The organism is Mycobacterium sherrisii (assembly GCF_002102355.1).
GTDB classification, from domain to species: Bacteria; Actinomycetota; Actinomycetes; order Mycobacteriales; family Mycobacteriaceae; genus Mycobacterium; species Mycobacterium sherrisii.
Genome location: NZ_LQPT01000099.1, coordinates 140,862 through 163,622, shown reverse-complemented (window position 1 = coordinate 163,622; position 22,761 = coordinate 140,862). Strand labels below are relative to the sequence as shown.

Below are 22,761 nucleotides of genomic sequence, written 5' to 3'. Positions count from 1 at the left end.
ATGACGACGTCTACTCCGGTTATCGGCAGCTTCGCCGACGTGCCGCTGCACGGCGACCGCGCGGGTCGGGCGCCGACCGTGGCCGACGTGGACAAGTATGTCGCCGCCGCCGCGGCGGCGCACTGGTACTCGCCGGATCAGCTGGTCTGGCATACGCCCGAGGACATCGCCGTGAAACCGGTGTACATCGCCGCGGACCGGGCCGCGGTCGAGGCCGACGGCTTTCCGCTGCACAGCTTCCCCGGCGAGCCGCCGTTCGTGCGGGGCCCGTACCCGACGATGTATGTCAACCAGCCCTGGACCATCCGCCAGTACGCCGGGTTCTCCACCGCCGCGGAGTCCAACGCGTTCTACCGTCGCAACCTGGCCGCGGGCCAGAAGGGGCTGTCGGTGGCCTTCGACCTGGCCACCCACCGCGGCTACGACTCCGACCATCCCCGCGTTCAGGGCGATGTCGGAATGGCCGGCGTGGCAATCGATTCCATCTTGGACATGCGGCAGCTCTTCGACGGCATCGACCTGTCGTCGGTGTCGGTGTCTATGACGATGAACGGCGCGGTGCTGCCGATCTTGGCGCTGTACGTGGTGGCCGCCGAGGAGCAGGGAGTACCACCGGAGAAGCTGGCCGGCACCATCCAGAACGACATCCTCAAAGAGTTCATGGTGCGCAACACCTACATCTATCCGCCCAAGCCGTCGATGCGGATCATCTCCGACATCTTCGGCTACACCAGCGCCAAGATGCCGAAGTTCAACTCCATCTCGATCTCCGGGTATCACATCCAAGAGGCCGGGGCCACAGCGGATTTGGAGTTGGCTTACACGCTCGCCGACGGTGTCGACTACATCAAGGCGGGCCTGGACGCCGACCTGGACATCGACTCCTTCGCGCCCCGGCTGTCGTTCTTCTGGGGCATCGGGATGAACTTTTTCATGGAGGTCGCCAAGCTGCGGGCGGGGCGGTTGTTGTGGAGCGAACTGGTCAGTCAGTTCAACCCGAAGAGCGCGAAATCGCGGTCGCTGCGTACACATTCGCAGACCTCGGGCTGGTCGCTGACCGCGCAGGACGCCTTCAACAACGTTGCCCGCACCTGCATCGAGGCGATGGCAGCCACGCAGGGGCACACCCAGTCGCTGCACACCAACGCACTCGACGAGGCGCTGGCACTGCCCACCGACTTCTCCGCGCGCATCGCCCGCAACACACAGCTGGTGTTGCAACAGGAGTCGGGCACCACGCGGCCGATCGACCCGTGGGGCGGTTCGTATTACGTCGAGTGGCTGACCCATCAGCTTGCGCAGCGGGCCCGCGCCCACATTGCCGAGGTCGTCGAGCACGGCGGCATGGCCCAGGCCATCGATGACGGCATCCCCAAACTGCGTATCGAGGAGGCGGCCGCGCGCACCCAGGCGCGGATCGACTCCGGCATCCAGCCGGTCGTCGGGGTCAACAAGTACCAGGTCGAAGAGGACCAGGAGGTCGAGGTCCTCAAGGTCGACAACAGCCGGGTGCGCGCCGAGCAGTTGGCCAAGCTCAAAGAGCTTCGGGCAAGCCGGGATTCGCACGCCGTCGAGACCGCGTTGGCGGAGCTTTCTCGCGCGGCCGCCGCGCACGGCCGCGCCGGAGAAGACGGGCTGGGCAACAACCTGCTGGCCTTGGCCATCAACGCCGCCCGCGCCAAGGCCACCGTCGGGGAGATCTCGGATGCGCTGGAGCGAGTGTACGGCCGTCACCAGGCGGAAATTCGCACGATCGCCGGCGTCTATCGCGACGAAGCATCGGGAGGCGGAAACATGACGTCCTTGTCTGACGCCACCGAACTCGTCGAGAAGTTCGCCGAAGCCGATGGCCGCCGGCCCAGGATTCTGGTGGCCAAGATGGGCCAGGACGGCCACGACCGAGGCCAGAAGGTGATCGCAACGGCGTTCGCCGACATCGGATTCGACGTCGACGTCGGCTCGCTGTTCTCCACCCCTGAGGAGGTGGCGCGCCAGGCCGCCGACAACGACGTGCACGTGGTGGGGGTCTCCTCGCTGGCGGCCGGGCACCTGACCCTGGTGCCGGCGCTGCGCGACGCGCTGGCCGAGGTGGGCAGGCCCGACATCATGATCGTGGTGGGCGGCGTCATTCCGCCTGGCGACTTCGACGAGCTTTACGCCGCGGGTGCCGCCGCTATCTTCCCGCCCGGCACCGTGATCGCCGAGGCCGCTATCGGCTTGCTGAACAAGCTCGCCGAGCGGTTGGGCTACGACCTCGGTTAAATGACACCTCTAGTGCCCGCCTTCGAGCGACAACTCGGATCCGATGGCGGCGACAGCTGCCCGCCCACGCGCGATTTGTCGCTCGAAGGCGGGCACAACGGCACCCGCTACGTAGAGCCGGCAGGGTAGATGGCATCGACAACCGGCGCCACGGTCGACAAACTGGCCACGGCCATTCGCAGCCGTGATCGCGCCTCGCTGCCCCGGGCCATCACGATGCTGGAGTCCACCCGCGCCGATCACCGTGAGCAAGCCCAGCAGTTACTGCTGAATCTGCTGCCCGACTCCGGGAATGCGCATCGGGTGGGTATCACCGGTGTTCCGGGAGTGGGTAAGTCGACCACCATCGAGGCGCTGGGCATGCATTTGATCGATCGCGGCCACCGGGTCGCGGTGCTGGCGGTCGATCCGTCCTCGACACGCACCGGCGGCTCGATCCTGGGCGACAAGACCCGGATGTCGCGGCTGGCCGCACACCCCGACGCCTACATCCGGCCCTCCCCGACGTCGGGCACGTTGGGTGGGGTGGCCAAGGCCACCCGCGAGACGGTGATTCTGCTGGAAGCGGCCGGTTTTGATGTGATCCTGATCGAAACGGTGGGCGTCGGACAATCCGAGGTCGCCGTGGCGAACATGGTCGACACGTTTGTGCTGCTGACGTTGGCACGCGCCGGCGATCAACTGCAGGGAATCAAGAAGGGCGTCCTGGAACTGGCCGACATCGTGGTGGTCAACAAGGCCGACGGCGCGCACCTGCCGGAGGCGCGCAAGGCCGCGCGGGAGCTGTCGTCGGCGATCCGGTTGATCTACCCACGCGAAACCCTTTGGCGGCCACCGGTTCTCACGATGAGCGCGGTGGAAGGTAGTGGTCTGGCCGAGATGTGGGACACCGTCGAACGACATCGTAAGGTACTGACCGAGGCCGGCGAGTTCGAAGATCGACGCCGGGCGCAGCAGGTCGACTGGACCTGGCAGATGGTCCGCGACACCGTCCTGGATCGGGTGCTCTCCAACCCCACGGTGCGCGCGATGCGCGCCGATGTGGAACGTCGGGTCAAGGCGGGTGAACTGACACCTGCGCTAGCGGCCCAGCAAATACTGGACGCAGCGTCGCGCTAACGGAAAGGTAAATTAATCCGGTGTTTGCCCTTGTGCCCGCCCGATTCAAAGTAAATTCAAAATTGTGACGGTAGACAACGGGGTCGATCACCGCGCGAACCCCTCCCACGATGTCCGTGACGCAGGTCATCGTGTGTTCGGCGCGGCGGACCCGAACTTCTCGTGCGTCGTTCGTGGCTTTTCCAGCATGTTCCCCGGCCGCCGGTTCGGCGGGGGAGCGCTGGCGGTTTACCTCGACGGTCAACCGGTCGTGGATGTGTGGACGGGCTGGTCAGACCGTGCCGGGCGGGTGCCTTGGACGGCAGACCGGGCGCCGATGGTGTTCTCGGCGACCAAGGGCATGGCCGCCACCGTCATCCACCGCCTCGCCGATCGGGGGCTGATCGACTACGAGGCCCCGATCGCCGAGTACTGGCCGGAGTTCGCCGCCAACGGCAAGGCGAAGCTCACCGTGCGTGAGGTGATGCGGCACCGCGGCGGCCTGTCGAGCCTGCGCGGAGCGACCCAGGAAGACTTGCTGGACCACCGCGTCATGGAAGAACGGCTCGCCGCGGCGTCGCCCGGGCGCCTGCTGGGCAAACCGGCTTACCACGCGCTCACCTTCGGCTGGCTGATGTCCGGCCTGGCCCGCGGCGTCACCGGCAAGGGCATGCGCCAGCTGATCCGCGAAGAGTTGGCCGCGCCGTTGGGCACCGACGGCATGCACCTGGGCCGGCCGCCCGCCGGCGCGCCGACACGGGTCGCCGAAATCATCATGCCGCAGAACGTGATTGGAAATCCGATCATCGGCTACGCCGCGCGCAAGGTCGCCACGCAGCTCTCCGGCGGGTTCCGGTCGCTGTACTTCCGCGGCGTGATGGCCGCCGTGCAGGGCGAAATCCCGTTGCTGGACGCCGAAATGCCCGCGGCCAACGGCGTGGCGACCGCCCGCGCGCTGGCGCGGATGTACGGCGCCATCGCCAACGGTGGTGAGATCGACGGCAGCCGGTTCCTGTCGCGCGACATTGTCGCGGGCCTGACCGGGCGGCGCAGCCTGAAGAGGGACCGAAACATCATCATGCCCTTGTCATTCCACCTCGGCTACCACACCGTTCCGTTCGGCAACGTGATGCCCGGCTTCGGACACGTCGGAATGGGCGGTTCGTTCGGCTGGGCCGATCCGTCGTCCGGTCTGGCGTTCTCGTTCGTGCACAACCGGCTGTTGTCGCCGTTCCTGGTGCTCGACCACTCCGGCGTGGCGACGCTGGGCAACCTGCTGCGCATCGGCGTGGCCAAGGCCCGCAAAGGCGGCTTTCGGCCGATAACCGAATTCGGGGCACCGTTCGTGGAAGCCGACGCCGTCGCCGGCTGAGGCCGAAGTCGTTGCGGCGCTAAGTCTTTGCAGAATATTGTCGGATCCTGGCCAATGACCGGGCAGGTCATCGATATGATCGACCCCGACCAATTCCCGGCAGCGCCGGTGAACCATTTGCTCCGCGGACCACAGGGAGATGCCGGCTCGTGTCAACAACCGTGCTGATCACCGGTGGAGCGGGATTCATCGGTTCCGCGCTGTCGCATCGACTGGTCGAGGCGGGTTACGACGTCGCGGCCATGGATGTCCTGCACCCGCAGGTGCATGCGGCAGGACAAGCACCGGACCTGCCGTCCGCTGTGCGCCTGTTCACCGGGGACGTGACCCATGGGCCGGACTGCGACGCGGTGCTCCGGCTTTTCCGCCCTGACCAGGTTGTCCACCTGGCCGCCGAGACGGGAACCGCGCAATCGCTGTCCCAGGCGACGCGCCACGGCTCGGTGAACGTGGTCGGGACCACCCAGCTGGTCGACGCGCTGAGCCGTGCCGGATTGGTGCCCGAGCAGCTGGTGCTGGCGTCCTCGCGGGCCGTCTACGGCGAGGGCGCCTGGCAAGCCGGCTCGCAGGTCTTCTACCCGGGCCCGCGCAGCCACGCCCAGCTGGCGGCGGGCGTGTGGGATCCGCCGGGCCCGGATGGCGAGCCTGCGGTCGCGCTGGCCAGCTGCGCGGCGCGCACCGAGCCGCGGCCGTCCAACATCTATGCCGCCACCAAGCTGGCACAGGAGCACATCTTGGCGTCCTGGTCGGCCGCGCACGATACCAACTTGAGCGTGCTGCGCCTGCAAAACGTCTACGGGCCGGGCCAGTCGCTGACCAATCCGTACACCGGCGTGGTCCCCTTTTTCGCGCAGGTGTCCCGCGAACAGCGCCCGTCCGACGTCTATGAAGACGGCCGGATCGTCCGCGACTTTGTCTACATCGAGGACGTCGTCGACGCGCTCTTCGCCGCCGTCGAGAATCCGGCGACGGGCTCGCGTCGGCTCGACATCGGGTCGGGGATTGCCACGACGATCCACGAGTTGGCCCGCAAGATCGCCGCAACGTTCGGCGCTCCGGAACCCATTGTCACCGCGCAATTCCGGGACGGAGACGTGCGTTCGGCGAGTTGCGATATCGGGCCCGCGCAAAGCGAGCTGCACTGGCGCCCTAAATGGTCGCTCGACGACGGCTTGCGGGTGCTCCTGGATTGGATCGGCGAGCGGCTCGAATCACCTTCAACGGCAAGCTTTCCCACCTAACGACCGAATTGGTGGCCGCACAGCGGGGCCCGCGCCAAACCTGGCTTCGCGTCGCGGACATCTTGCGCAGAATCGGCAGCGCCCGGCGAGGGACGCGCACCTGTTCACGTATTCGTGTGATTCATTAATAAATCGGGCTGGTTCGACTTACTCTAGCCCGAGAACAGGGAGGTGAACCGGTGGGTGGTGGTGTGGCGGTCGACAGGCAGACCGTGGATCGGACGACCGTTCATCGTCTGTGGAAGACGACCCTGGCTGCCTTCGCCGTCATCACCGCGGTCGCGTGCTTTTTCGTGCCGATCCTTGCCCTGGTGCTGGGCGCACTCGTTGTGGTGCTTTTGGGCGCGCGCCTGGTGTATCCGGGGCGTGATCGCTACATCCCCAACCTGTATGCGCGCGACATCCGGGTTTACGACGAGGGCTACCGCGCATTCATCCGCCGCACCATGGCCGAGCTGCGCAAGCGCCGGATCCGCGGGCACACCCTGTTGACCGAGGCGTCGACCCTGGCCGGGCCGACCCTCGGAGATTCCGATGAACTGTTGCTCGACCTCGGTGTCTGGATCGGCTGGTCCACCCGGCTCATATCGGATGCCAGCGGTCGGATGGTCTACGGTTTCGACAGCTTCGAAGGCCTGGTCGAAGACTGGAAACTCGAAGACCAAGTCGTCAAACGGGGCACCTTCTCGCTGTCCGACCCGTTCGCGCAACGCTTCATCCGCGACACCGGGGTGGTGTTCCAGGAAGACGGCCTGCCGGCCGCACTCGGCCGGAAAGTGCAGTTCATCAAGGGCAGCACCTATGACACGTTGGCGCCGTTTTTGGCCGAGCATCCGGGCGCCCCGATCAGGCTGTTCCACATGGACTTGGACACCTACGAGAGTTGCCTGCACGCGCTGGAAACCTGCAAGGAGCGCTTCGTTCCCGGGTCCATCCTCGTTTTTGACGAGTATCTGGTCACCAATGGCGAGATGCGGGCGTTCTACGAGTTCCAGAGCCGTTACGAGCTGGAATGGAATTACCGCGCGTGGGGCCTGGAAATGATGGAAATGAATATCGAGATGGTCCAGTCGCGCTGGATGCGGCTGCTCTACTACGCCGTCGCGATCCCGATTTTCTGGCTCTTGGGGGAGGGTCGGTTCGCCTCAATATGCTTCCGCAAGCCGTTCTGGCGGTTCTGGCTGGGGGCGCCGCTGGGCGACATGCTCTTCCTGCTCGGTGCCGTTGGCTCACGCAAGTCGGTGAGCCTCGAGATCACCGGCTTGGGGAAGCTGAAGCCGGCCCGCTAGGCGCTTGGCGCGGGATTTACGTTTCCTGGCAGCGATCGGTATCTTTGCTTGCGCGTGACCAGAGCCGAGGACGTGCCTGCCCAGTGGTTTGCCCAGTGCATTCCGGCAAGCGCGGGCGTCGCGACGATAACGGAAAATCCGTGAAACGCGTTGCGGGCGTGGTCTGGCGTCTAGGCTCCTGGGCTGGGAGGAATGGTGGTATGCGAGGAGAGGGGCAATCTTGACCGTGGCGGAGACCGACTCGCGGTCCGCGTATCTCGATCTGCTCCGTCGCGACCTGACCCGTTTCGGTCAGGACGAGCTGGTGCCGGTGGGGTTGCACTGGCTGGGGCGGGCACTGTTCAATACGCGCAATTTCATGTTGGTGCGGAAGCGGCCGTTCAACGCGCATGCGCGGGATCGGGGCTTGGATTGGCCGGCGGATGCGTTGACGATGATCGGGATGCAGCGGCTGACGAGTTTGCAGCATTGCGTCGAGACCGTGTTGGCCGACGACGTGCCGGGGGATCTGGTCGAGTGCGGCGTGTGGCGCGGCGGGGCGTCCATTTTGATGCGTGGGGTGTTGGCGGCCTACGGAGATAAGACGCGGCGGGTGTGGCTGTGTGACTCCTTCGAGGGCGTGCCGCCGCCGGATACGGTGAATTACAAGGCCGACAAAGGGATTCGGCTGCACCGGCATGCCAGGGTGCTGGGCGTGCCGGAGACCGAGGTCCGGGCGAACTTCGATCGCTATGGGTTGTTGGACGATCAGGTGCGTTTTGTGCCGGGGTGGTTCAAGGATACGTTGGCCGACGCCCCGATCGAGCAGATCTCGGTGTTGCGGCTCGATGGCGACTTGTACGAGTCGACGATTCAGGCGTTGGATGCGCTGTATCCGCGGTTGTCGTCCGGGGGCTTCTGCATCATCGACGATTACCATGTGTTCAGTGCGTGCGAGCAGGCTGTGACCGATTACCGGCAAAAGCATGGGATCACCGCCGAGATCGTGGAGATCGACGGCACGGGCGTGCTGTGGCGCAAGCCCTGACCCTGGCACAACCGTAAGGCCCGGAACCACAATGAAATTCGTGCTGGCAAATTACGGAACCCGGGGCGATGTCGAGCCGTCCCTGGTGGTCGCCCGCGAACTGCAGCGCCGGGGACACGACGTGCAGATGGCGGTTGCGCCCGACTTGATGGACTTCGTCGAGGCGGCGGGGCTGCCGGCGGTCTCCTACGGTCTCGACACACGAACCTGGCTGGATGTGTACCGCAACTTGTGGACCTCGTTTTTCAGCAGGTTCTGGCGGGTCCGCCAGATCAAGAGGTTGTGGCGCGAGATGTGGGACCTCAGCGACCAGTGCTGGACGCAAATGAACACGACGCTGGTGGCGCTGGCGCAGGATGCCGATCTGCTGTTCGCCGGCCTGAGCTACCAAGAGCCGGCGGCCAATGTGGCTGAGTATTACGACATTCCGTTGGTCACGCTGCATCACGTGCCGATGCGGCCCAACGGCCAGGTGGTGTCGTTTCTGCCCGCGCCGTTGGCGCGATACGCGATGCGGGTGTTCGACTGGTTCACGTGGCGGCTGAGCAAGAAGGTCGAGGACGCGCAACGGCGCGAGCTCGGCCTGCCCAAGGCGACCGGCCCGTCCGCGGGACGAATCGCCGCGCGAGATGCGCTGGAAATTCAGGGTTATGACGCGGCGTGCTTTCCCGGATTGGCCGAAGAATGGGCGAAATGGAACGGTCACCGTCCCTTCGTCGGCACCCTCACCATGGAGTTGACCACCGAGATCGACGACGAGGTCGCGTCGTGGATCGCCGACGGTTCACCCCCGATTTGCTTCGGCTTCGGCAGCATGCCGGTGGAATCGCCGGCCGACACGATCGAGATGATCAGCGGCGCTTGCGCGGAGTTGGGCCAGCGGGCCTTGGTCTGTGCCGGATGGAGTGATTTCAGCGGTGTTCCGCACTCGGACCACGTCAAGGTGGTCGGGGCGGTCAACTACGCGAAGGTGTTTCCGGGCTGCCGCGCCGTCGTCCACCATGGCGGCTCGGGAACCACGGCCGCCAGCATGCGCGCGGGCGTTCCGACGTTGATTCTCTCGATGGACCCTAATCAGACGATCTGGGGTGCACAGCTCAAGCGGCTGAAAGTTGGTACTGCTCGCCGATTTTCGAGCACCACCCGCGACACGCTCGTCGCGGACCTGCGCCGGATACTCGCACCGGAGTATGCTACGCGCGCGCGAACGCTCGCTGCGCAGATGACCAAGCCCGCCGACAGCGTGAACGCTGCCGCCGATCTCGTGGAGAGCTTCGCCCGCGCAAAGCATGTGGCCTAACCGCCCACACCGGCGTGGCCACCGAGTATCAAATGGACAGAATGCCTTTGGCGTTCGTATTACATCGGCTGATGTCGACGAGGGCGACACCGCCGGCAAATTTTCGTGGCTGTGTGACATGCGGAAGATCGGTGTGAACCAGTCGTAAACAGGCTACTGTGAGCTTGCCTAGGTCGGCGGGAAGGTGATAGAGCTAGCCTCGCGATGAAATTTGCTCTGGCGTGTTACGGAACTCGTGGTGATGTAGAGCCTTCGCTGGCGGCGGGGCGGGAACTGCTGCGCCGAGGCCACGAAGTCCGCATGGCAATCCCGCCAAATCTGATTGGCTTGGCGGAGGGTGCGGGGCTCTCCGCGGTGTCCTACGGGCCGGACATGCAGGCCTTCTGGGACGACGAGTTCCTGCGTAACTTCTGGTCGGATCTGCGCCGCGAGTTCTGGACCATCCGCGGCCCGATCAAAATGGTGCGCGAGGCGTGGGAGCCGGTACTGCGCGCGTGGACCGACATGAGCACGACGCTCACCGCGCTCACGGCCGGCGCAGACGTGCTTTTCACCGGCCAGCTGTATCAGGACCTCGCCATCAACGTGGCGGAGTACTACGACATCCCGATGGCGGTTTTGCACTACATCCCGATGCGCCCCAACGGGCAACTCATTCCGAACCTGCCGTCGCCGCTGGTCCGCACCGGCATGACGGCGTACGACTGGCTCGTGTGGCGGATGAACAAGAAGGCCGAGGACGAGCAGCGCCGCAAGTTGGGCCTACCGAAGACGACGTCGTCGTCACCGCGCCGGATCGCCGATCTCGGGTCGCTGGAACTTCAGGCGTATGACGAGGTGTGCTTCCCGGGACTGGCGGCCGAATGGTCGAAGTGGGGGGATCGGCGGCCCTTTGTCGGCACGCTGACGATGGGTCTGACGACCGACTCCGACGACGACGTGCTGTCGTGGATTTCCGGGGGCACACCGCCGATCTGCTTCGGCTTCGGCAGCATGCCGGTCACCGAGTCGCCGGCCGACACCGTCGAGATGATCAGCGCGGCCTGCGCAGAGCTCGGCGAGCGGGCGCTGATCTGTGCCGGCTGGAGCGACTTCAGCGACGTGCCGCACTTCGACCACGTCAAGGTGGTGGGCGTGGTGAACTATGCGACGACCTTCCCGTCCTGCCGTGCGGTGGTGCACCACGGCGGGTCGGGCACGACGGCGGCCGGACTGCGCGCCGGAATCCCCGCGCTGATTTTATGGACCGCCGGTGACCAACCCTTCTGGGGCGGCCACCTCAAGAAGCTGAAAGTGGGCGCCGGCCGCCGCTTTTCCGCGACGACCAAGGAAACACTCGTCGAGGATTTGCGCCAGATCCTCGCCCCCGAGTACGCCCTTCGTGCCCGCGAACTGGCCACGCGGATGACCACGGCGCAGGAAAGCGTGACCCGCGCCGCCGACTTGCTCGAGCGGTTTGGTCAGGCAGGGCGTTTTCCCGTCCGGCGCCAACGCGCGCGTCTTTGACGTCGGAGATTGCTAGTCGCGACCCATCCCGGCTTTGGTAATCGCACTTCAGCCCTCGATTCCGCCAACGTCAGCCGGGCACTCAGCTACCATGCTGTGGGTTCGGTGTAGACGATGTCTCGAACCGCGGTTGGGGGTTGACAGGAAATCGTGAACCGCGTTGGTTGCGTGGCTGGGCGTCTAGGCGCCATGACTGGGAGTAGTGGTATGCGAGGAAAGGGACAGATTTGACCGTGACGGAAACCGACGCGCGGTCTGCCTATCTTGATCTGCTCCGTCGCGACCTGACACGCTACGGTCAGGACGAGCTGGTGCCGGTGGGGTGGTATCGGCTGGGACGACCCATCTTCAACACGCGCAACTTCATGCTGGTGCGGAAGCGGCCGTTCAACGCGTACGCGCGGGATCGCGGCCTGGATTGGCCGGCGGATGCGTTGACGATGATCGGGATGCAGCGGTTGACCAGCTTGCAGCATTGCGTCGAGACCGTGTTGGCCGACGACGTGCCGGGGGATCTGGTCGAGTGCGGCGTGTGGCGCGGCGGGGCGTCCATTTTGATGCGCGCGGTGCTGGCGGCCTACGGCGACCAGACGCGGCGGGTATGGCTGTGTGATTCGTTCGAGGGCGTGCCGCCGCCGGATACGGTGAATTACAAGGCCGACAAAGGGATTCGACTGGATCGGCATGCCAATGTGCTGGGAATCCCCGAATCGGTGGTCCGGGCAAACTTCGAACGCTATGGGTTGTTGGACGATCAGGTGCGTTTTGTGCCGGGGTGGTTCAAGGATACGTTGGCCGACGCTCCGATCGAGCAGATCGCGGTGTTGCGGCTCGATGGCGACTTGTACGAGTCGACGATTCAGGCGTTGGATGCGCTGTATCCGCGGTTATCGTCCGGGGGCTTCTGCATCATCGACGACTACCACGCGCTGAAACCGTGCGAGCAGGCGGTCGCCGACTACCGGAACAAGCACGGGATCACCGCGGAAATCCAAGAAATCGACGGCACGGGCGTGCTGTGGCGAAAGCCGTAACCATCCCGCAACGGTAGCAGCGGGAATTGCTCTTCACCCGCACGATCGGCACCGGCCGGTCGGCTAAAAACCGTGCCCAAGAACAGGTTTTGCAATTCGGTATCGCACTAGCAACCCGTCCGATTCGGCGCAGGCGCGGTAAGCGCCAGTGTTATGGTTGCCGCCGTGGCAACCGGTCTAGACGCTAAAACTCGACTACTGATGTGGTGGGTGCGCACCGAATATTGGCTCGCGCGCGCCCTGCTGCCCGATGTCTATGCGAGCGACGGGCTGATCAGCTTCCACAACGATGCGTTCCTCGAGAACCCGGCCTTCCAGCGCGCCTACCAGCGCGGCGCGCGTGCCCTGCCCGACCCGGATTGGTATCAGTGGCAATGGCGGGTGCACGTCGGCCTGTGGGCGGCGGAGAACGCGAGCAAGCTGGACGGCGACTTCGTCGAATGTGGCGTCAGCTATGGGTTCTTGAGCAGCGCCATCATGGAGCACCTGGACTGGGACCGGCTTGGCAAGACGTTCTATCTGCTGGACACCTTCGCGGGAATCGATCCGCGCTTTGTCACAGACGCCGAACGTCAATCGGGGGAGGTCGAGCGCAGCCAGTCCAAGCTCCGCAACGGCATGTACGTCAGCGGTGTCGACGGCGTCCGGGCCAATTTCGCCCAGTGGCAGAACCACCGCATCATCGTCGGTGCGGTTCCGGAGACGCTCGACCAGGTCGAGGCCAGCGCGGTGGCTTACCTGCATATCGACATGAACTGTGCCCCACCCGAAGTCGCCGCGCTGCGCCATTTCTGGCCGCGCCTCACTCCGGGTGCCTTCGTCCTGTTGGATGACTATGCGAACCGCGGACGCGACGAGCAGCGCGCCGCGATGGATGCGCTGGCAGTGGAATTGGGCGTGCCGATCTGTTCGTTGCCGACCGGCCAGGGGCTGCTGATCAAGCCGGCGCAAGGATCGGTTTAGCCGAACGACTTCCGGTTGGCCGCGCCCTCCAACAGATCCGCGGTGCGGCCGATGCTGTCGGCGGGTGCGGTCAGCTGGGTCGCGAGTGCGCGAGCACGGGTGGCGTACGGCGGCGCCAGGATCTCCCGCAGGTCTGCCAGCAGCGTCGCCCGGGTGGTCGCCGAAAACCGCCGGGCAGCACCGACTTTCAATCGCCTCACCTGGGCTCCCCAATACGGTTGATCGGCCGAGCTCCACAGGATCAGCGTGGGAATTCCGGCCCGCAGGCTCGCGGCCGTGGTGCCCGAACCGCCGTGGTGCACGGCCGCCCGACACGCCGGGAAAATGGTCGCGTAGTTCACCGGTCCCACCAGCTTCACATGGTCTGGAGGCGAAACGTCGGCGAAGTCCGTGCCGCCGAAGCACACCAAGGCGCGCTCGCCCAACAGCGCGCAGGTCTCGGCGATCATCTCCACCATCTCGGTGGGAGATTCGACCGGTATGCTGCCCGAGCTGAAGCAGATGGGTGGTGTTCCCGACGCGATCCACGCCACCACGTCGTCGTCCGCATCGGTGGCCAGTTCCATCGTCAGGGCACCGACGAAGGGCCTGTGACCACCCCATTTCGCCCATTCGGCGGCCAGACCGGGATAACACACCGCGTCGTAACCCTGGATCTCCAGGGATCCGCGGTCGGCGATCCGGCGTTGGGAGCGCGATGTCGCAGGGGGGAGGCCGAGTTCGCGGCGCTGCTCGTCTTCGACCTTCTTCGTCGAGCGCCAAAACAGCCATTCGATCGCGGTCATCGACGACCGGACCAGCGGCGCCGGAAAAGTGGGGACCAGCTGGCCGTTGGCCCGCATCGGGAAGTGATGCAGGGTGGCCAGCGGGATGTCGTAGTGCTCGGCCACGTTGGCGGCGGCTTGCTCGAAATTGATTCCGGTGGACAGCAGGTCGGCTCCGTCCGCCAGGGCCAGCAGCGTCTTGTTCACCTGCGCCCAGTGTACGTTGATGGGCTCCCATATTTTGCGCACGAGGTTGATCGGCCCGTGAATTGTCCACGCGCTGCGCAAGAAATCCGTCCACATGTTGCGCAGGAAATCCTCGTCCAAGAATTCTTCAATCGGGGGTCCGTACGAGACGGCGGACAGACCTGCGGCCTCGGCGAAGTCCAGCAGCCCGGGGGGGACGGCCAGGCAGACCTCATGGCCCCGCCGTGCAAGCTCGCGGCCCACAGCTGCGGAGGGTTCGACGTCACCGCGCGTTCCATAACTGGCCAGGGCGAATTTCATTGCGCAGCTTAGCCTTCCAGTCGTCTAGTTGCTCGTCGCCGGCACGCGGGCGAAGTTCTCGAGGAGATCGGCTGTCTTGGTGGCGCTTTCGGCGGCTGTCGTCATCCGCGTTGCGATCTGGCGGGCGCGTGCGACGCAGTCCGGGGCGAGGATTTCGCGCAAGTCGGTGACCAAGGTTTCCCGGGTTGTGGCCGAAAATGGCCGGGCAGTACCCACTTTCAACCGTTTGATTTGGCCCGCCCAGATCCGTTGATCGCCCAGACTCCACAGGCTCAGGGTGGGCACCCCGGCACGCAAACCCGCGGCCGTGGTGCCCGCCCCACTGTGGTGCACCACCGCGCGACAGGCGGGAAAAACTTTCGCGTAGTTGACGGGGCCGACCACCTTGACATGGTCGAACTGCGGGACATTGCTGAAGTCGGTCTGCCCGGAAGCAACCAGTGCGCGCTCGCCCAACTGCGCGCAGGCGGCGCCGATCATGTCGATGGTCTCGACGGGCGATCGCACCGGCGTGCTGCCGAACCCGAAGAAGATGGGCGGTGTCCCGGCGGCGATCCAGGACGCAACCTCCTGGTCGGCGTCGGTGGCCATCTCTATCGTCAACGTGCCGACGAAGGGGCGTCGATCGCCCCATTTCTTCCATTCGGCGGCCAGGCCCGGAAAGCACACCTCGTCGTAGGCCTGGATTTCCAGCGCTCCGCGCGCGGTGATCCGTCGAGGTGCCGGGCCCGTGGCCTTCGGCAGACCCAATTCTCGGCGCTGCGCGTCCTCGGCTCGCTTCGTGACGAACCGCTGCGGCCAGTCGAGTGCCCGCACGGCGGCGCGCACCAGCGGCGCCGGCACACCCGGAGCGACCTGACCGTTCGGCAGCATTGGGAAGTAATGCATGCTGGCCAGCGGAATGCGGTAGTACTCGGCCACATTGGCGGGCACCCCCGGAAAACCGGGCCCGGTGAACAGCAGGTCGGCCCCGTCCGCGAGCCGGACCAGCGTGGTACTCATCTCCGCCCAAGACTGCGCCAAGAGTTCCTGGACCTCGCGCCAGGAGGCGATTACCTCGTTGACCTTCCAAAACTTGCGCAGGAAATCGACATCCCAGAACCCTTCTTGCTGATCCGGCCCGTAAGCAACCGCCTCCAGCCCGGCCGACTCGACCAGGCCCACCAGGTTGGGCGGAACGGCCAGGCGGACGTCGTGACCGCGGCGTCGCAATTCGCGCCCGACGGCGGTGCTGGGTTCGATGTCGCCGCGGGTCCCGTAGCTCGCCAGGGCAAACTTCACAACTCACCTGCTTCCGGGGTCGGGTGGTCCGGCGACGTCGAAGGCCATTATCTCTTGCTCGAGCTGTTGCCGGTCGGCCGTTCGCGTTGCTTTTCGGTGCACCCGTCGGCAGGGACGATTCACCGGTTCCGCAGGACCACAGCGTCCTGGTAGTTACCGATCCCGCGTTCTACATAGTCGACGATGTCGAAATATTTGGACCACTCGCGATAAACGTAGTCCTTGGTGTGGAACGCGGTCTGGTAGAAATCCGGAAACCCGTCCACTTTGAGCTTTCCGTTCGCCCAGTTGAAGAACAGTATCCCACGTTCTTTGATCTCATCCAGGTAGGATTCGTCCAGCATCCGCAGGCCCTTCAAGACATGTTCGCCGTGGACCGTCAAGATCAGCGTCGATCCGGGTCGGGCGACTCGTTGCAGCTCGGCCAGCCAGACATTCTGAAAGTCTTCGTCGAGGTGGGTGAAGACGGAGATCCCGTAAATCAAATCGAAGGAGTCCTCGTCGAATGGCAGCGGCGGTCGGTGCGCGTTGACACTCCAATTGATCCCGTCGAGATTGCTTTGGCCCCACGCGACCAACTCCGGATCGATATCGGTTGCGTACAGCGTGTAGGGGCGCGGTTCGCTACGGAAATTCTGGATAACCCTTCCGCAGCCGCTGCCGAAATCCAGGATGTCCTTGCAGGAGGAAAAGTCTTGCCCGGCGGCCTCGGAAAGATCGCGGATGTTCTGCGCGAGTAACTTACCGACCGCCACATACGATTCCTTGTCGAGCGTGCCGTGCACCCGCCATCGGATTTTTGCCGGCGGAACGGGTTCCTGCGCCGCGTCCGTGCCGCGTTCACGAAGCGTCACCACAAAAAGCCGGGCCTGAAACAGCACATAGGTGGCGGCGTTGAACGCCGTGCGGGCCGGTTTGAATTCGATCAGACGTCTGCGAATCCCCACTAACACCTCTCCGATCTCGTCCAGCTCGGTGGAATCTAGCCCGCGGACGCCGACTTCAGTAAGTGGTCACAGGTCGGCGCCCAACTGCCGGTACAGGCGAACTGCGGCCCCGGATCGTTTGCTGGGCACCGCAACCGCGTGGTGCGCGCGTCGCGCCAATCGTCTCGGCCATTGAACCACACGGCTCCCGCGCTCACGGGGTATTCACGCGGCTCATTGCGTCTACGGGTTCGTGGGCAAACCTGCTGCCATACTTCATGCGGGTGCGAGATGACTCGTGACGGCGCTCTAGCGGAAGGAGATTCGCAGTGACCGACGGTCCGGTGGCGACTTCGCCGAAAGTGAGCCCCAAAGTAAGCATCGTGGCGACCACCCACAACCAGGAGGGCTACGCTCGCCAGGCCTTCGACAGCTTTCTGGCGCAGCGGACGGATTTCCCGGTAGAAATCATCGTCGCCGACGATGCCTCGACCGACTCCACACCGTCGGTCATCCGGGAGTACGCCGAAAAATATCCGCGCCTGTTCAGGCCGATCTTCAGGCCTGAAAACTTGGGTCTCAACCGGAATATGACCGGGGCGCTGTCTGCTGCCCGAGGCGAGTACGTCGCGCTCTGTGAAGCAGACGACTACTGGACCGACCCGCTCAAACTGGCAAAGCAGGTCGCTTTCCTCGACCGCCACCCGGGGACCACGGTGTGTTTCCACCCCGTGCGCGTGGTTTGGGAAGACGGCTACGCGAAGGACTCGAAGTTCCCACCGCCCCATTTGCGCGGCAACCTGACCGTCGACGCCCTGCTGCTGATGAACTTCATTCAGACGAACTCCGTTGTCTATCGTCGTCTCGAGCGCTACGACGACATCCCCGCCGACGTGATGCCGTTGGACTGGTACCTGCACGTACGCCACGCGGCCCGCGGCGACATCGGGATGCTGCCCGACACCATGTCCGTCTACCGTCGTCATTCAAAGGGCATGTGGCACAACCAAGTTGCGGATCCGCCCAAATTCTGGCTGACGTTGGGCGCGGGGCACGCTGCGACGTTCGACGCGATGCTCGACCTTTTCCCCGACGACCCCGAGCGCGAGAAACTCATCGCGGCGATGGCGGACTGGATCTTGCGCCAGATCGGCAACGTCCCCGGTGCCGAAGGGCGCGCGCTGCTCGAGGAAACGATCTCGAAATACCCGCGCATGGCCGAGCTTGCGATGAAGTACCGCTGGGCGCCGCGTTCGCAGCGACGTAAGCAGTGGTGGCGCCGGTTCGCCCTGGTGGCGCCGCACGCGAAAGGGATGGTGGATGTGTGGCCTTTCAGCCTTCAATACCGGCAGCCACAGGACAGTGGAAATGTCCTGCGACCGCTCGGCGAGCAGGACGCGGCTACCGACGCGCGAAAATGAAGGCGTGATTCTCGAAATTCGGTAGTCGGCCAAACCTTCCGCAATTCTTCTTGTGCAGCAATGTGAACCCGAGTTCGTCGACCTTCGCCTCCAGGTCCGTGTCGGTGATTCCCCACTGCCAGATGTGGTGCACGTCGCGCCAAGGCCGGTTGTGGTCGGGATGAATCTGGTCGAGTTTCCCGAACAGGTCCTTGTAGTTTTCCTGACGCGGATTGTGTGGGACATTGCGAAAGTATTCGTCTTCACCTAAATCCAGCAACCGCACGTTGCTTCCCGGGCCGGTCCATTGCTGGTTGTAGATCACCAGGGCGCGCACGTTCTTGGCGTACATTTCCAGGATCTTGTCCCAATCGGGGGCCACCTGGTGCAACAGCACGTCGAACAGCAGCACCGCGTCGACCTTGCCAACCTGATCAGCAATGGCAGGGTCGCCGAAATTGCCTTTGATCAGGCGGAGTTGGGGATACTTCTTGGCTTTGGCGATGACCTTTTCGGTCGGATGCGTATCGACCAACGCGGCATCTTTGATGTTGTGCTTGTCGAGGGCGTGGAAGGTGTAGCCGCCTTCCACCCGCCATACGCCACCGAGGTCCGCGAACGACTCGATGTTCAGAGATGTGAATGCTTGATCAATGATGTCGACTTTGTCCTGCAGAATCTTCCGGAAGAGACCAAACATCGTGACCTTCAACACCTCCTGATCGCTCAATTAGCCGGCTGATGGGCACAAGTCGCTTCTCGTTCGGATCAGGCCCTCGCGATCGGACCCACGCGATCACCCTACAGGTCGGGCAGCGCAGGCACGGCTGTTTGGTTTCGCCATGATCGGGCACGGATGGGTCGGTTTCAGCAACCCGCGGATTTTCGCGTCGAGCACGGTTTAAGGTGATCGATGCCGGGATCAGCAAGGCTTTCCACCGAGGTCATGGGGGACGTGCGGGGCGGGCCGACGCACCGGCGCGGTTCTTTCAGGATGCAGGCGCGTAGGAGGTTGGGATCGTGTTGTCACGTCGAGCGGCGAGAGCTGCACGAGGGGGGGACCGGTGACATCAGCTCCGACCGTGTCGGTGATAACGATTACCTTCAAGGACCTCGACGGGCTCAAACGCACCGTGAACAGTGTGCGAGCCCAGCGTTATTCGGGGCGCATCGAGCACATCGTCATCGACGGCGGGTCCGGCGAGGAGGTTGTCGAATATCTGTCCGGGGTGGAGCCGGCTTTCGCCTACTGGCAGTCGGAGCCGGACGGCGGCCGCTATGACGCGATGAATCAGGGCATCGCCCGGGCCTCGGGAGATGTGTTGTGGTTCATGCATTCCAGCGATTGCTTCCCCGATCCCGACGCGGTGGCCGATGCCATCAACGCGATCTCGGATCGGGGGCCTGTTCGCGAGGTGTGGGGGTACGGGATGGACAATCTCGTCGGCCTGGGGCGGGTGCGCAGCCCCATGCCGTTCAGCCTCCGCAAGTTCCTTGCCGGTTGGCAGGTTGTCCCGCATCAAGCCTCGTTCTACGGAGCGTCGCTGATCAAACGGTTGGGCGGCTACGACCTCGATTTCGGGATCGCCGCCGACCAGGAGTTCATCCTTCGTGCTGCGTTACTGCGTGAGCCAATCACGCTTCGGCGCGTGCTCTGCGATTTCGACACCACCGGGGTCGGGACGAATCGCGCTCCCAGTGAGGTCTTCAATGACCTACGCCGCATGTGGGACATGCACGGCCGCTACCCCTTCGGCGGGCGCAGCGTGTCGCGCGTCTACCTGAGAGGATGCGAATACTACTTCGCGGCCTTGGCTTTCGTATTCCGACGATAAGCGACGCCGGTTGACTACGCCCGCCTGAGCCAGAACGAGCCGGGCTCGCGGGATTCGAACTGTTCCCGCAATACCGGGCAGGCCGCGCTCAGTTCGTTTGGGTAGTGGTGCTTCAAAAAGTTTAGTGCCCCAATGATTTTGAACTCTGAGTTATAGCTCAGAAAGGCCTCGAGCAGATACTGTTCGTTCCAGAAGCACACCGACTGGATCCACTCGTCCAGGTAATCCTTCGGGCTGAAGATGTCGTGAATATGAATCAGCACACCGGGTTTGAGGATTGGCAGGATCTCGAAGTACTCGAACAGGACGTCGCCCTGCGGCCGGATCATGTGCGACGAGTCGATGAAGAGGATGTCGTTGTCTTCCAATTGGGTGAACAACGACGTGTCCATCAGCTCCACCGGCTTGCGGATGACGTTCACGCCCAGTTGCTCAAGCCAGTCGACTTCGTACGGTTCGATACAGACGTGTTCGCAACGGTAACCGGCATCTTCGGCGCGGTTGGCCCGTAGCGCGCTGGCGGCCAACAGGGTCGACCGGCCGCTGCCGATCTCGAAGATGCGCTTGGGCTTGAAGAGCCGGATCATGTTGTAGAGGTACTCGGCGTCACCGGATTCGAAGAAGCCGTTCCGGTAGTAAAATTCCTGGTCGGCCTGCCGGTCTAGCGGAAATCGCAGCAATTCGTCATTGAAGTGAAATTTTCGCAGCAGTTCTAATTGCTCGTCGACGTTCCAGTCGATGCCGAGCAGCTCGCGATCTTCGGATAGCGGTTTGCGGAGATGGTCGGGGTTGAACAGCGGCTCGTAGTAATGATCGAGGACCGGATAGATTCCCACTTTTCGGAACACTCGCAAGGTCATTGGCATACGCGAAAATCCAGTCTGGCGGATGGCGCGCAGCGCGAGCGACGCGGTTGCGGCGATCGGAATCAGTGCAAAATCGATCAGCGAGAAACAAAATTTTCGGACTTTTTGCATCATGCGTTACTGATCGTGCATTTCCAGACAATTTGGCGCGATTTAGTTTCGCTCACTCGGCGATCGTAACATCACCGTCGAAATTTTTTCGGTGGTCCGGTGACGCGGTTCCGATGTGACCGGTCCATTCCGTCCGTCCCGGCGAGGCGCCGGTCGGACCGGACTAGGACGCATGTCAGCATTGCCTGCGGGGAACTTTCTGTTCGTGCCAGACTTTGGCCTTGGACGTGCAATCAGGCGTGGCCTGACAGAGGAGGACGCATGGGGACGCTCGAATCCGTCTACCGCCTCGCGCAGAGCGCGATCGACAGGGTGCGCGGATACGGCGTCATCAATCGCGGCGGCCGAGGTGTCGTCGGACTGATCGACGTCGGCTCGGTCGGCGATTTGCCGGACCCATGGCATCAGCGATCCGACCTTGTTAGCCGCGTCCTTAAATTCGAGCCGCGAGATCCGCGCGAGGAGCAACCTCAGGTGGTGACCATTGACGCTGCTCTGTGGAGCCAACCGGCTACGCTGCCCTTTTACGTCTACTCCGGCCAGGCTGGCCACGGGTCGTCACTGTTTCGTGCAAACTCCGACTACGTCCGTGAGAACTTCGAGAGGCTACGCAGCATTGGGCCATCCCATCTCGCCGAAACTTGGTTTGAACGTGTGCGCCTGGATCACACTGAGGAGATTCAGTGCACGACACTAGACACCGTGTTAGCCGAACGCCCCGAGCGGTATCACGTTTTAAAGATCGATGCGCAGGGTGCCGAGCGTCAAATTCTAGAAGGAGCGGCCAACTATCTCGCTGGTGGAGACTGCTTTGCCTTGCACCTGGAGCTATTCAAAATCCCGCTGTACGAAGGGATAGCGCTGCGACCCGAGGTTGAGGAGATTGCCGACGGACTGGGCTTCAGCCTGGTGAAGGAGTATCCGCCACACGGGACGTTCGATTCGCAGAACGATTGCGTCTTCTTGCGCCGTGGCGCGGTCGGACCGGTCGCCGAGGCGATTCGCGCCGCGTACGAGCTTTAGGCGCCAATACCTGTGGCGCGCACCGCCGAACGGGTAACTTCGCCGGTGGCCTACCACGGTGAAGGGCCCTTTTGGGATGCGCCATCGAGTCGGTTGCTGTCGATGGACGTGCTCGCAGGCGAGATCGTTTCGCTCGATTCATCCGGTAGCGTGACCCGCTTTCAGGGGCCGAGCCCGGTCGTCACGGTAATCAGGCGCCGCACAGCTGGCGGCTTCGTGATCGCCACCGAACGCGGCGTCTTCGGTGCCGATGAATGCCTGTCTAGCTATGAACCAATCGCGACGATCACCAACGATCCGAACGTGCGGACCAACGACGGCGGATGTGACCCGGCCGGCGGCTTCGTCATCGGCACCATGGCCTACGACGAACGACCAGGTGCGGGGGCTGTCTACCGGCTGACGCCCAAGCACGAGGTCGTCGAGCTGCTATCACCGGTGTCGATCTCGAACGGTGTGCAGTGGTCGGCGGACGGTACTCGTGCCTACTACATCGACACCCCGACGAGGCGGGTGGATGTCTTCGACGTCGACGCCGACACGGGTGTGTGGTCTGGTCGGCGCCCCCACTTGCACCTTGATGACGCAGCGGGATATCCCGATGGCATGGCCATCGACGAAGACGATGGGCTCTGGATTGCGTTATGGGGCGGGGGTGCCGTCATCCATTACGACGCGGCGGGCCAGCTGGTCGAGACGATCGGCGTGCCCGGTGTGAGCCAGGTCAGTTCATGCGCGTTTGGCGGCAAGGACCGCGACCTGCTATTCATCACCACCTCACGCCAGGGATTGGCTGACCATGAGGAGCCTTCTGCCGGCGGCATATTTACCGTTCACACCCAGGTGCAAGGCGCCGTTGTCGCCGCATTTGCCGGGTGACGTCAACCAACCTCCGCCTGTGCTCTACAACGGCCTCGAATTCTGTCACCTGCGAGTATCGTTACGCCACGATGCTG

The 22,761-nt window shown here is 63.9% G+C and carries 19 protein-coding genes; 14 read left to right on the top strand and 5 right to left on the bottom strand.

The annotated features are described in order from the left end of the window. The 10 genes from scpA to AWC25_RS20585 all read left to right on the top strand — a co-directional run bounded on the left by scpA (window position 1) and on the right by AWC25_RS20585 (window position 13,092). Window positions 1-2,262, top strand: a complete 2,262-nt coding sequence (gene scpA, locus AWC25_RS20630; protein WP_069401177.1) for a methylmalonyl-CoA mutase — start codon at window positions 1-3, stop codon at window positions 2,260-2,262. A gap of 129 nt (window positions 2,263-2,391) precedes the next feature. Beyond that, on the top strand, window positions 2,392-3,381 hold the full coding sequence (meaB, locus tag AWC25_RS20625) for a methylmalonyl Co-A mutase-associated GTPase MeaB (protein ID WP_085167409.1): 990 nt from the start codon (window positions 2,392-2,394) through the stop codon (window positions 3,379-3,381). Between the two features lie 64 nt (window positions 3,382-3,445). Next, window positions 3,446-4,732, top strand: coding sequence for an esterase/beta-lactamase LipL (gene lipL, locus AWC25_RS20620; RefSeq protein ID WP_085167407.1), 1,287 nt, complete (start codon window positions 3,446-3,448; stop codon window positions 4,730-4,732). Between the two features lie 161 nt (window positions 4,733-4,893). Beyond that, window positions 4,894-5,973, top strand: a complete 1,080-nt coding sequence (locus tag AWC25_RS20615) for an NAD-dependent epimerase/dehydratase family protein (protein ID WP_085167405.1) — start codon at window positions 4,894-4,896, stop codon at window positions 5,971-5,973. A gap of 191 nt (window positions 5,974-6,164) precedes the next feature. Beyond that, the gene (locus AWC25_RS20610; RefSeq protein WP_069401229.1) at window positions 6,165-7,262 is read left to right on the top strand and encodes a class I SAM-dependent methyltransferase; all 1,098 of its coding nucleotides are present in this window, start codon (window positions 6,165-6,167) and stop codon (window positions 7,260-7,262) included. Window positions 7,263-7,482: 220 nt separating this feature from the next. Then, the gene (locus AWC25_RS20605) at window positions 7,483-8,289 is read left to right on the top strand and encodes a TylF/MycF/NovP-related O-methyltransferase (protein WP_085167404.1); all 807 of its coding nucleotides are present in this window, start codon (window positions 7,483-7,485) and stop codon (window positions 8,287-8,289) included. A gap of 31 nt (window positions 8,290-8,320) precedes the next feature. Then, window positions 8,321-9,589: a glycosyltransferase gene (locus tag AWC25_RS20600; protein ID WP_085167402.1), complete on the top strand. Its 1,269-nt coding sequence runs from the start codon at window positions 8,321-8,323 to the stop codon at window positions 9,587-9,589. A 204-nt stretch (window positions 9,590-9,793) separates the two neighbouring features. Then, window positions 9,794-11,095: a glycosyltransferase gene (locus tag AWC25_RS20595; protein WP_142278964.1), complete on the top strand. Its 1,302-nt coding sequence runs from the start codon at window positions 9,794-9,796 to the stop codon at window positions 11,093-11,095. A 227-nt stretch (window positions 11,096-11,322) separates the two neighbouring features. Next, window positions 11,323-12,129 (top strand): TylF/MycF/NovP-related O-methyltransferase, encoded by an 807-nt coding sequence (locus tag AWC25_RS20590; protein ID WP_085167398.1) that lies wholly within the window; start codon window positions 11,323-11,325, stop codon window positions 12,127-12,129. Between the two features lie 153 nt (window positions 12,130-12,282). After that, the gene (locus tag AWC25_RS20585) at window positions 12,283-13,092 is read left to right on the top strand and encodes a class I SAM-dependent methyltransferase (protein WP_198166680.1); all 810 of its coding nucleotides are present in this window, start codon (window positions 12,283-12,285) and stop codon (window positions 13,090-13,092) included. On the opposite strand, the gene AWC25_RS20580 is transcribed toward AWC25_RS20585, so the two are convergent. The 3 genes from AWC25_RS20580 to AWC25_RS20570 all read right to left on the bottom strand — a co-directional run bounded on the left by AWC25_RS20580 (window position 13,089) and on the right by AWC25_RS20570 (window position 16,525). Next, window positions 13,089-14,363, bottom strand: coding sequence for a glycosyltransferase (locus AWC25_RS20580; protein WP_085167396.1), 1,275 nt, complete (start codon window positions 14,361-14,363; stop codon window positions 13,089-13,091). The genes AWC25_RS20585 and AWC25_RS20580 overlap by 4 nt on opposite strands. Window positions 14,364-14,387: 24 nt before the next feature. After that, window positions 14,388-15,644 carry a glycosyltransferase gene (locus AWC25_RS20575; RefSeq protein WP_085167394.1) on the bottom strand — a complete coding sequence of 419 codons (1,257 nt, stop codon included), beginning with the start codon at window positions 15,642-15,644 and terminating at the stop codon, window positions 14,388-14,390. 119 nt (window positions 15,645-15,763) lie between these two features. Beyond that, on the bottom strand, window positions 15,764-16,525 hold the full coding sequence (locus AWC25_RS20570; protein ID WP_158089767.1) for a class I SAM-dependent methyltransferase: 762 nt from the start codon (window positions 16,523-16,525) through the stop codon (window positions 15,764-15,766). 389 nt (window positions 16,526-16,914) lie between these two features. Here AWC25_RS20570 and AWC25_RS20565 point away from each other — a divergent pair, with 389 nt between their 5' ends. Next, window positions 16,915-17,991 (top strand): glycosyltransferase, encoded by a 1,077-nt coding sequence (locus tag AWC25_RS20565; RefSeq protein WP_142278968.1) that lies wholly within the window; start codon window positions 16,915-16,917, stop codon window positions 17,989-17,991. Here AWC25_RS20565 and AWC25_RS20560 read toward each other — a convergent pair. Continuing rightward, complete coding sequence (locus AWC25_RS20560) at window positions 17,972-18,670, bottom strand: class I SAM-dependent methyltransferase (protein WP_085167444.1); 699 nt, start codon at window positions 18,668-18,670, stop codon at window positions 17,972-17,974. The two genes, AWC25_RS20565 and AWC25_RS20560, sit on opposite strands and share 20 nt — an antisense overlap. A gap of 364 nt (window positions 18,671-19,034) precedes the next feature. Between AWC25_RS20560 and AWC25_RS20555 the strand changes: the two genes are divergently transcribed. Continuing rightward, complete coding sequence (locus AWC25_RS20555) at window positions 19,035-19,805, top strand: glycosyltransferase family 2 protein (RefSeq protein WP_085167388.1); 771 nt, start codon at window positions 19,035-19,037, stop codon at window positions 19,803-19,805. Window positions 19,806-19,819: 14 nt separating this feature from the next. Here AWC25_RS20555 and AWC25_RS20550 read toward each other — a convergent pair whose 3' ends face one another. Next, complete coding sequence (locus AWC25_RS20550) at window positions 19,820-20,785, bottom strand: class I SAM-dependent methyltransferase (RefSeq protein WP_085167386.1); 966 nt, start codon at window positions 20,783-20,785, stop codon at window positions 19,820-19,822. Window positions 20,786-21,043: 258 nt separating this feature from the next. On the opposite strand from AWC25_RS20550, the gene AWC25_RS20545 reads away from it, so the two are divergent. Both AWC25_RS20545 and AWC25_RS20540 read left to right on the top strand, forming a co-directional pair. Next, the gene (locus tag AWC25_RS20545; protein WP_244899562.1) at window positions 21,044-21,805 is read left to right on the top strand and encodes an FkbM family methyltransferase; all 762 of its coding nucleotides are present in this window, start codon (window positions 21,044-21,046) and stop codon (window positions 21,803-21,805) included. 12 nt (window positions 21,806-21,817) lie between these two features. Further along, window positions 21,818-22,684, top strand: a complete 867-nt coding sequence (locus AWC25_RS20540) for an SMP-30/gluconolactonase/LRE family protein (RefSeq protein WP_085167384.1) — start codon at window positions 21,818-21,820, stop codon at window positions 22,682-22,684. The last annotated feature ends 77 nt before the right edge of the window (window positions 22,685-22,761 follow it).

What these genes read in the sequence shown, in the direction of transcription:
- AWC25_RS20600 (WP_085167402.1), top strand. Translation starts at nt 8,321, where the DNA reads ATGAAATTCGTGCTGGCAAATTACGGAACCCGGGGCGATGTCGAGCCG.
- AWC25_RS20560 (WP_085167444.1), bottom strand. Translation starts at nt 18,670, where the DNA reads ATGTTTGGTCTCTTCCGGAAGATTCTGCAGGACAAAGTCGACATCATT.
- AWC25_RS20580 (WP_085167396.1), bottom strand. Translation starts at nt 14,363, where the DNA reads ATGAAATTCGCCCTGGCCAGTTATGGAACGCGCGGTGACGTCGAACCC.
- scpA (WP_069401177.1), top strand. Translation starts at nt 1, where the DNA reads ATGACGACGTCTACTCCGGTTATCGGCAGCTTCGCCGACGTGCCGCTG.
- AWC25_RS20595 (WP_142278964.1), top strand. Translation starts at nt 9,794, where the DNA reads ATGAAATTTGCTCTGGCGTGTTACGGAACTCGTGGTGATGTAGAGCCT.
- AWC25_RS20550 (WP_085167386.1), bottom strand. Translation starts at nt 20,785, where the DNA reads ATGATGCAAAAAGTCCGAAAATTTTGTTTCTCGCTGATCGATTTTGCA.
- AWC25_RS20545 (WP_244899562.1), top strand. Translation starts at nt 21,044, where the DNA reads ATGGGGACGCTCGAATCCGTCTACCGCCTCGCGCAGAGCGCGATCGAC.
- meaB (WP_085167409.1), top strand. Translation starts at nt 2,392, where the DNA reads ATGGCATCGACAACCGGCGCCACGGTCGACAAACTGGCCACGGCCATT.
- AWC25_RS20585 (WP_198166680.1), top strand. Translation starts at nt 12,283, where the DNA reads ATGGTTGCCGCCGTGGCAACCGGTCTAGACGCTAAAACTCGACTACTG.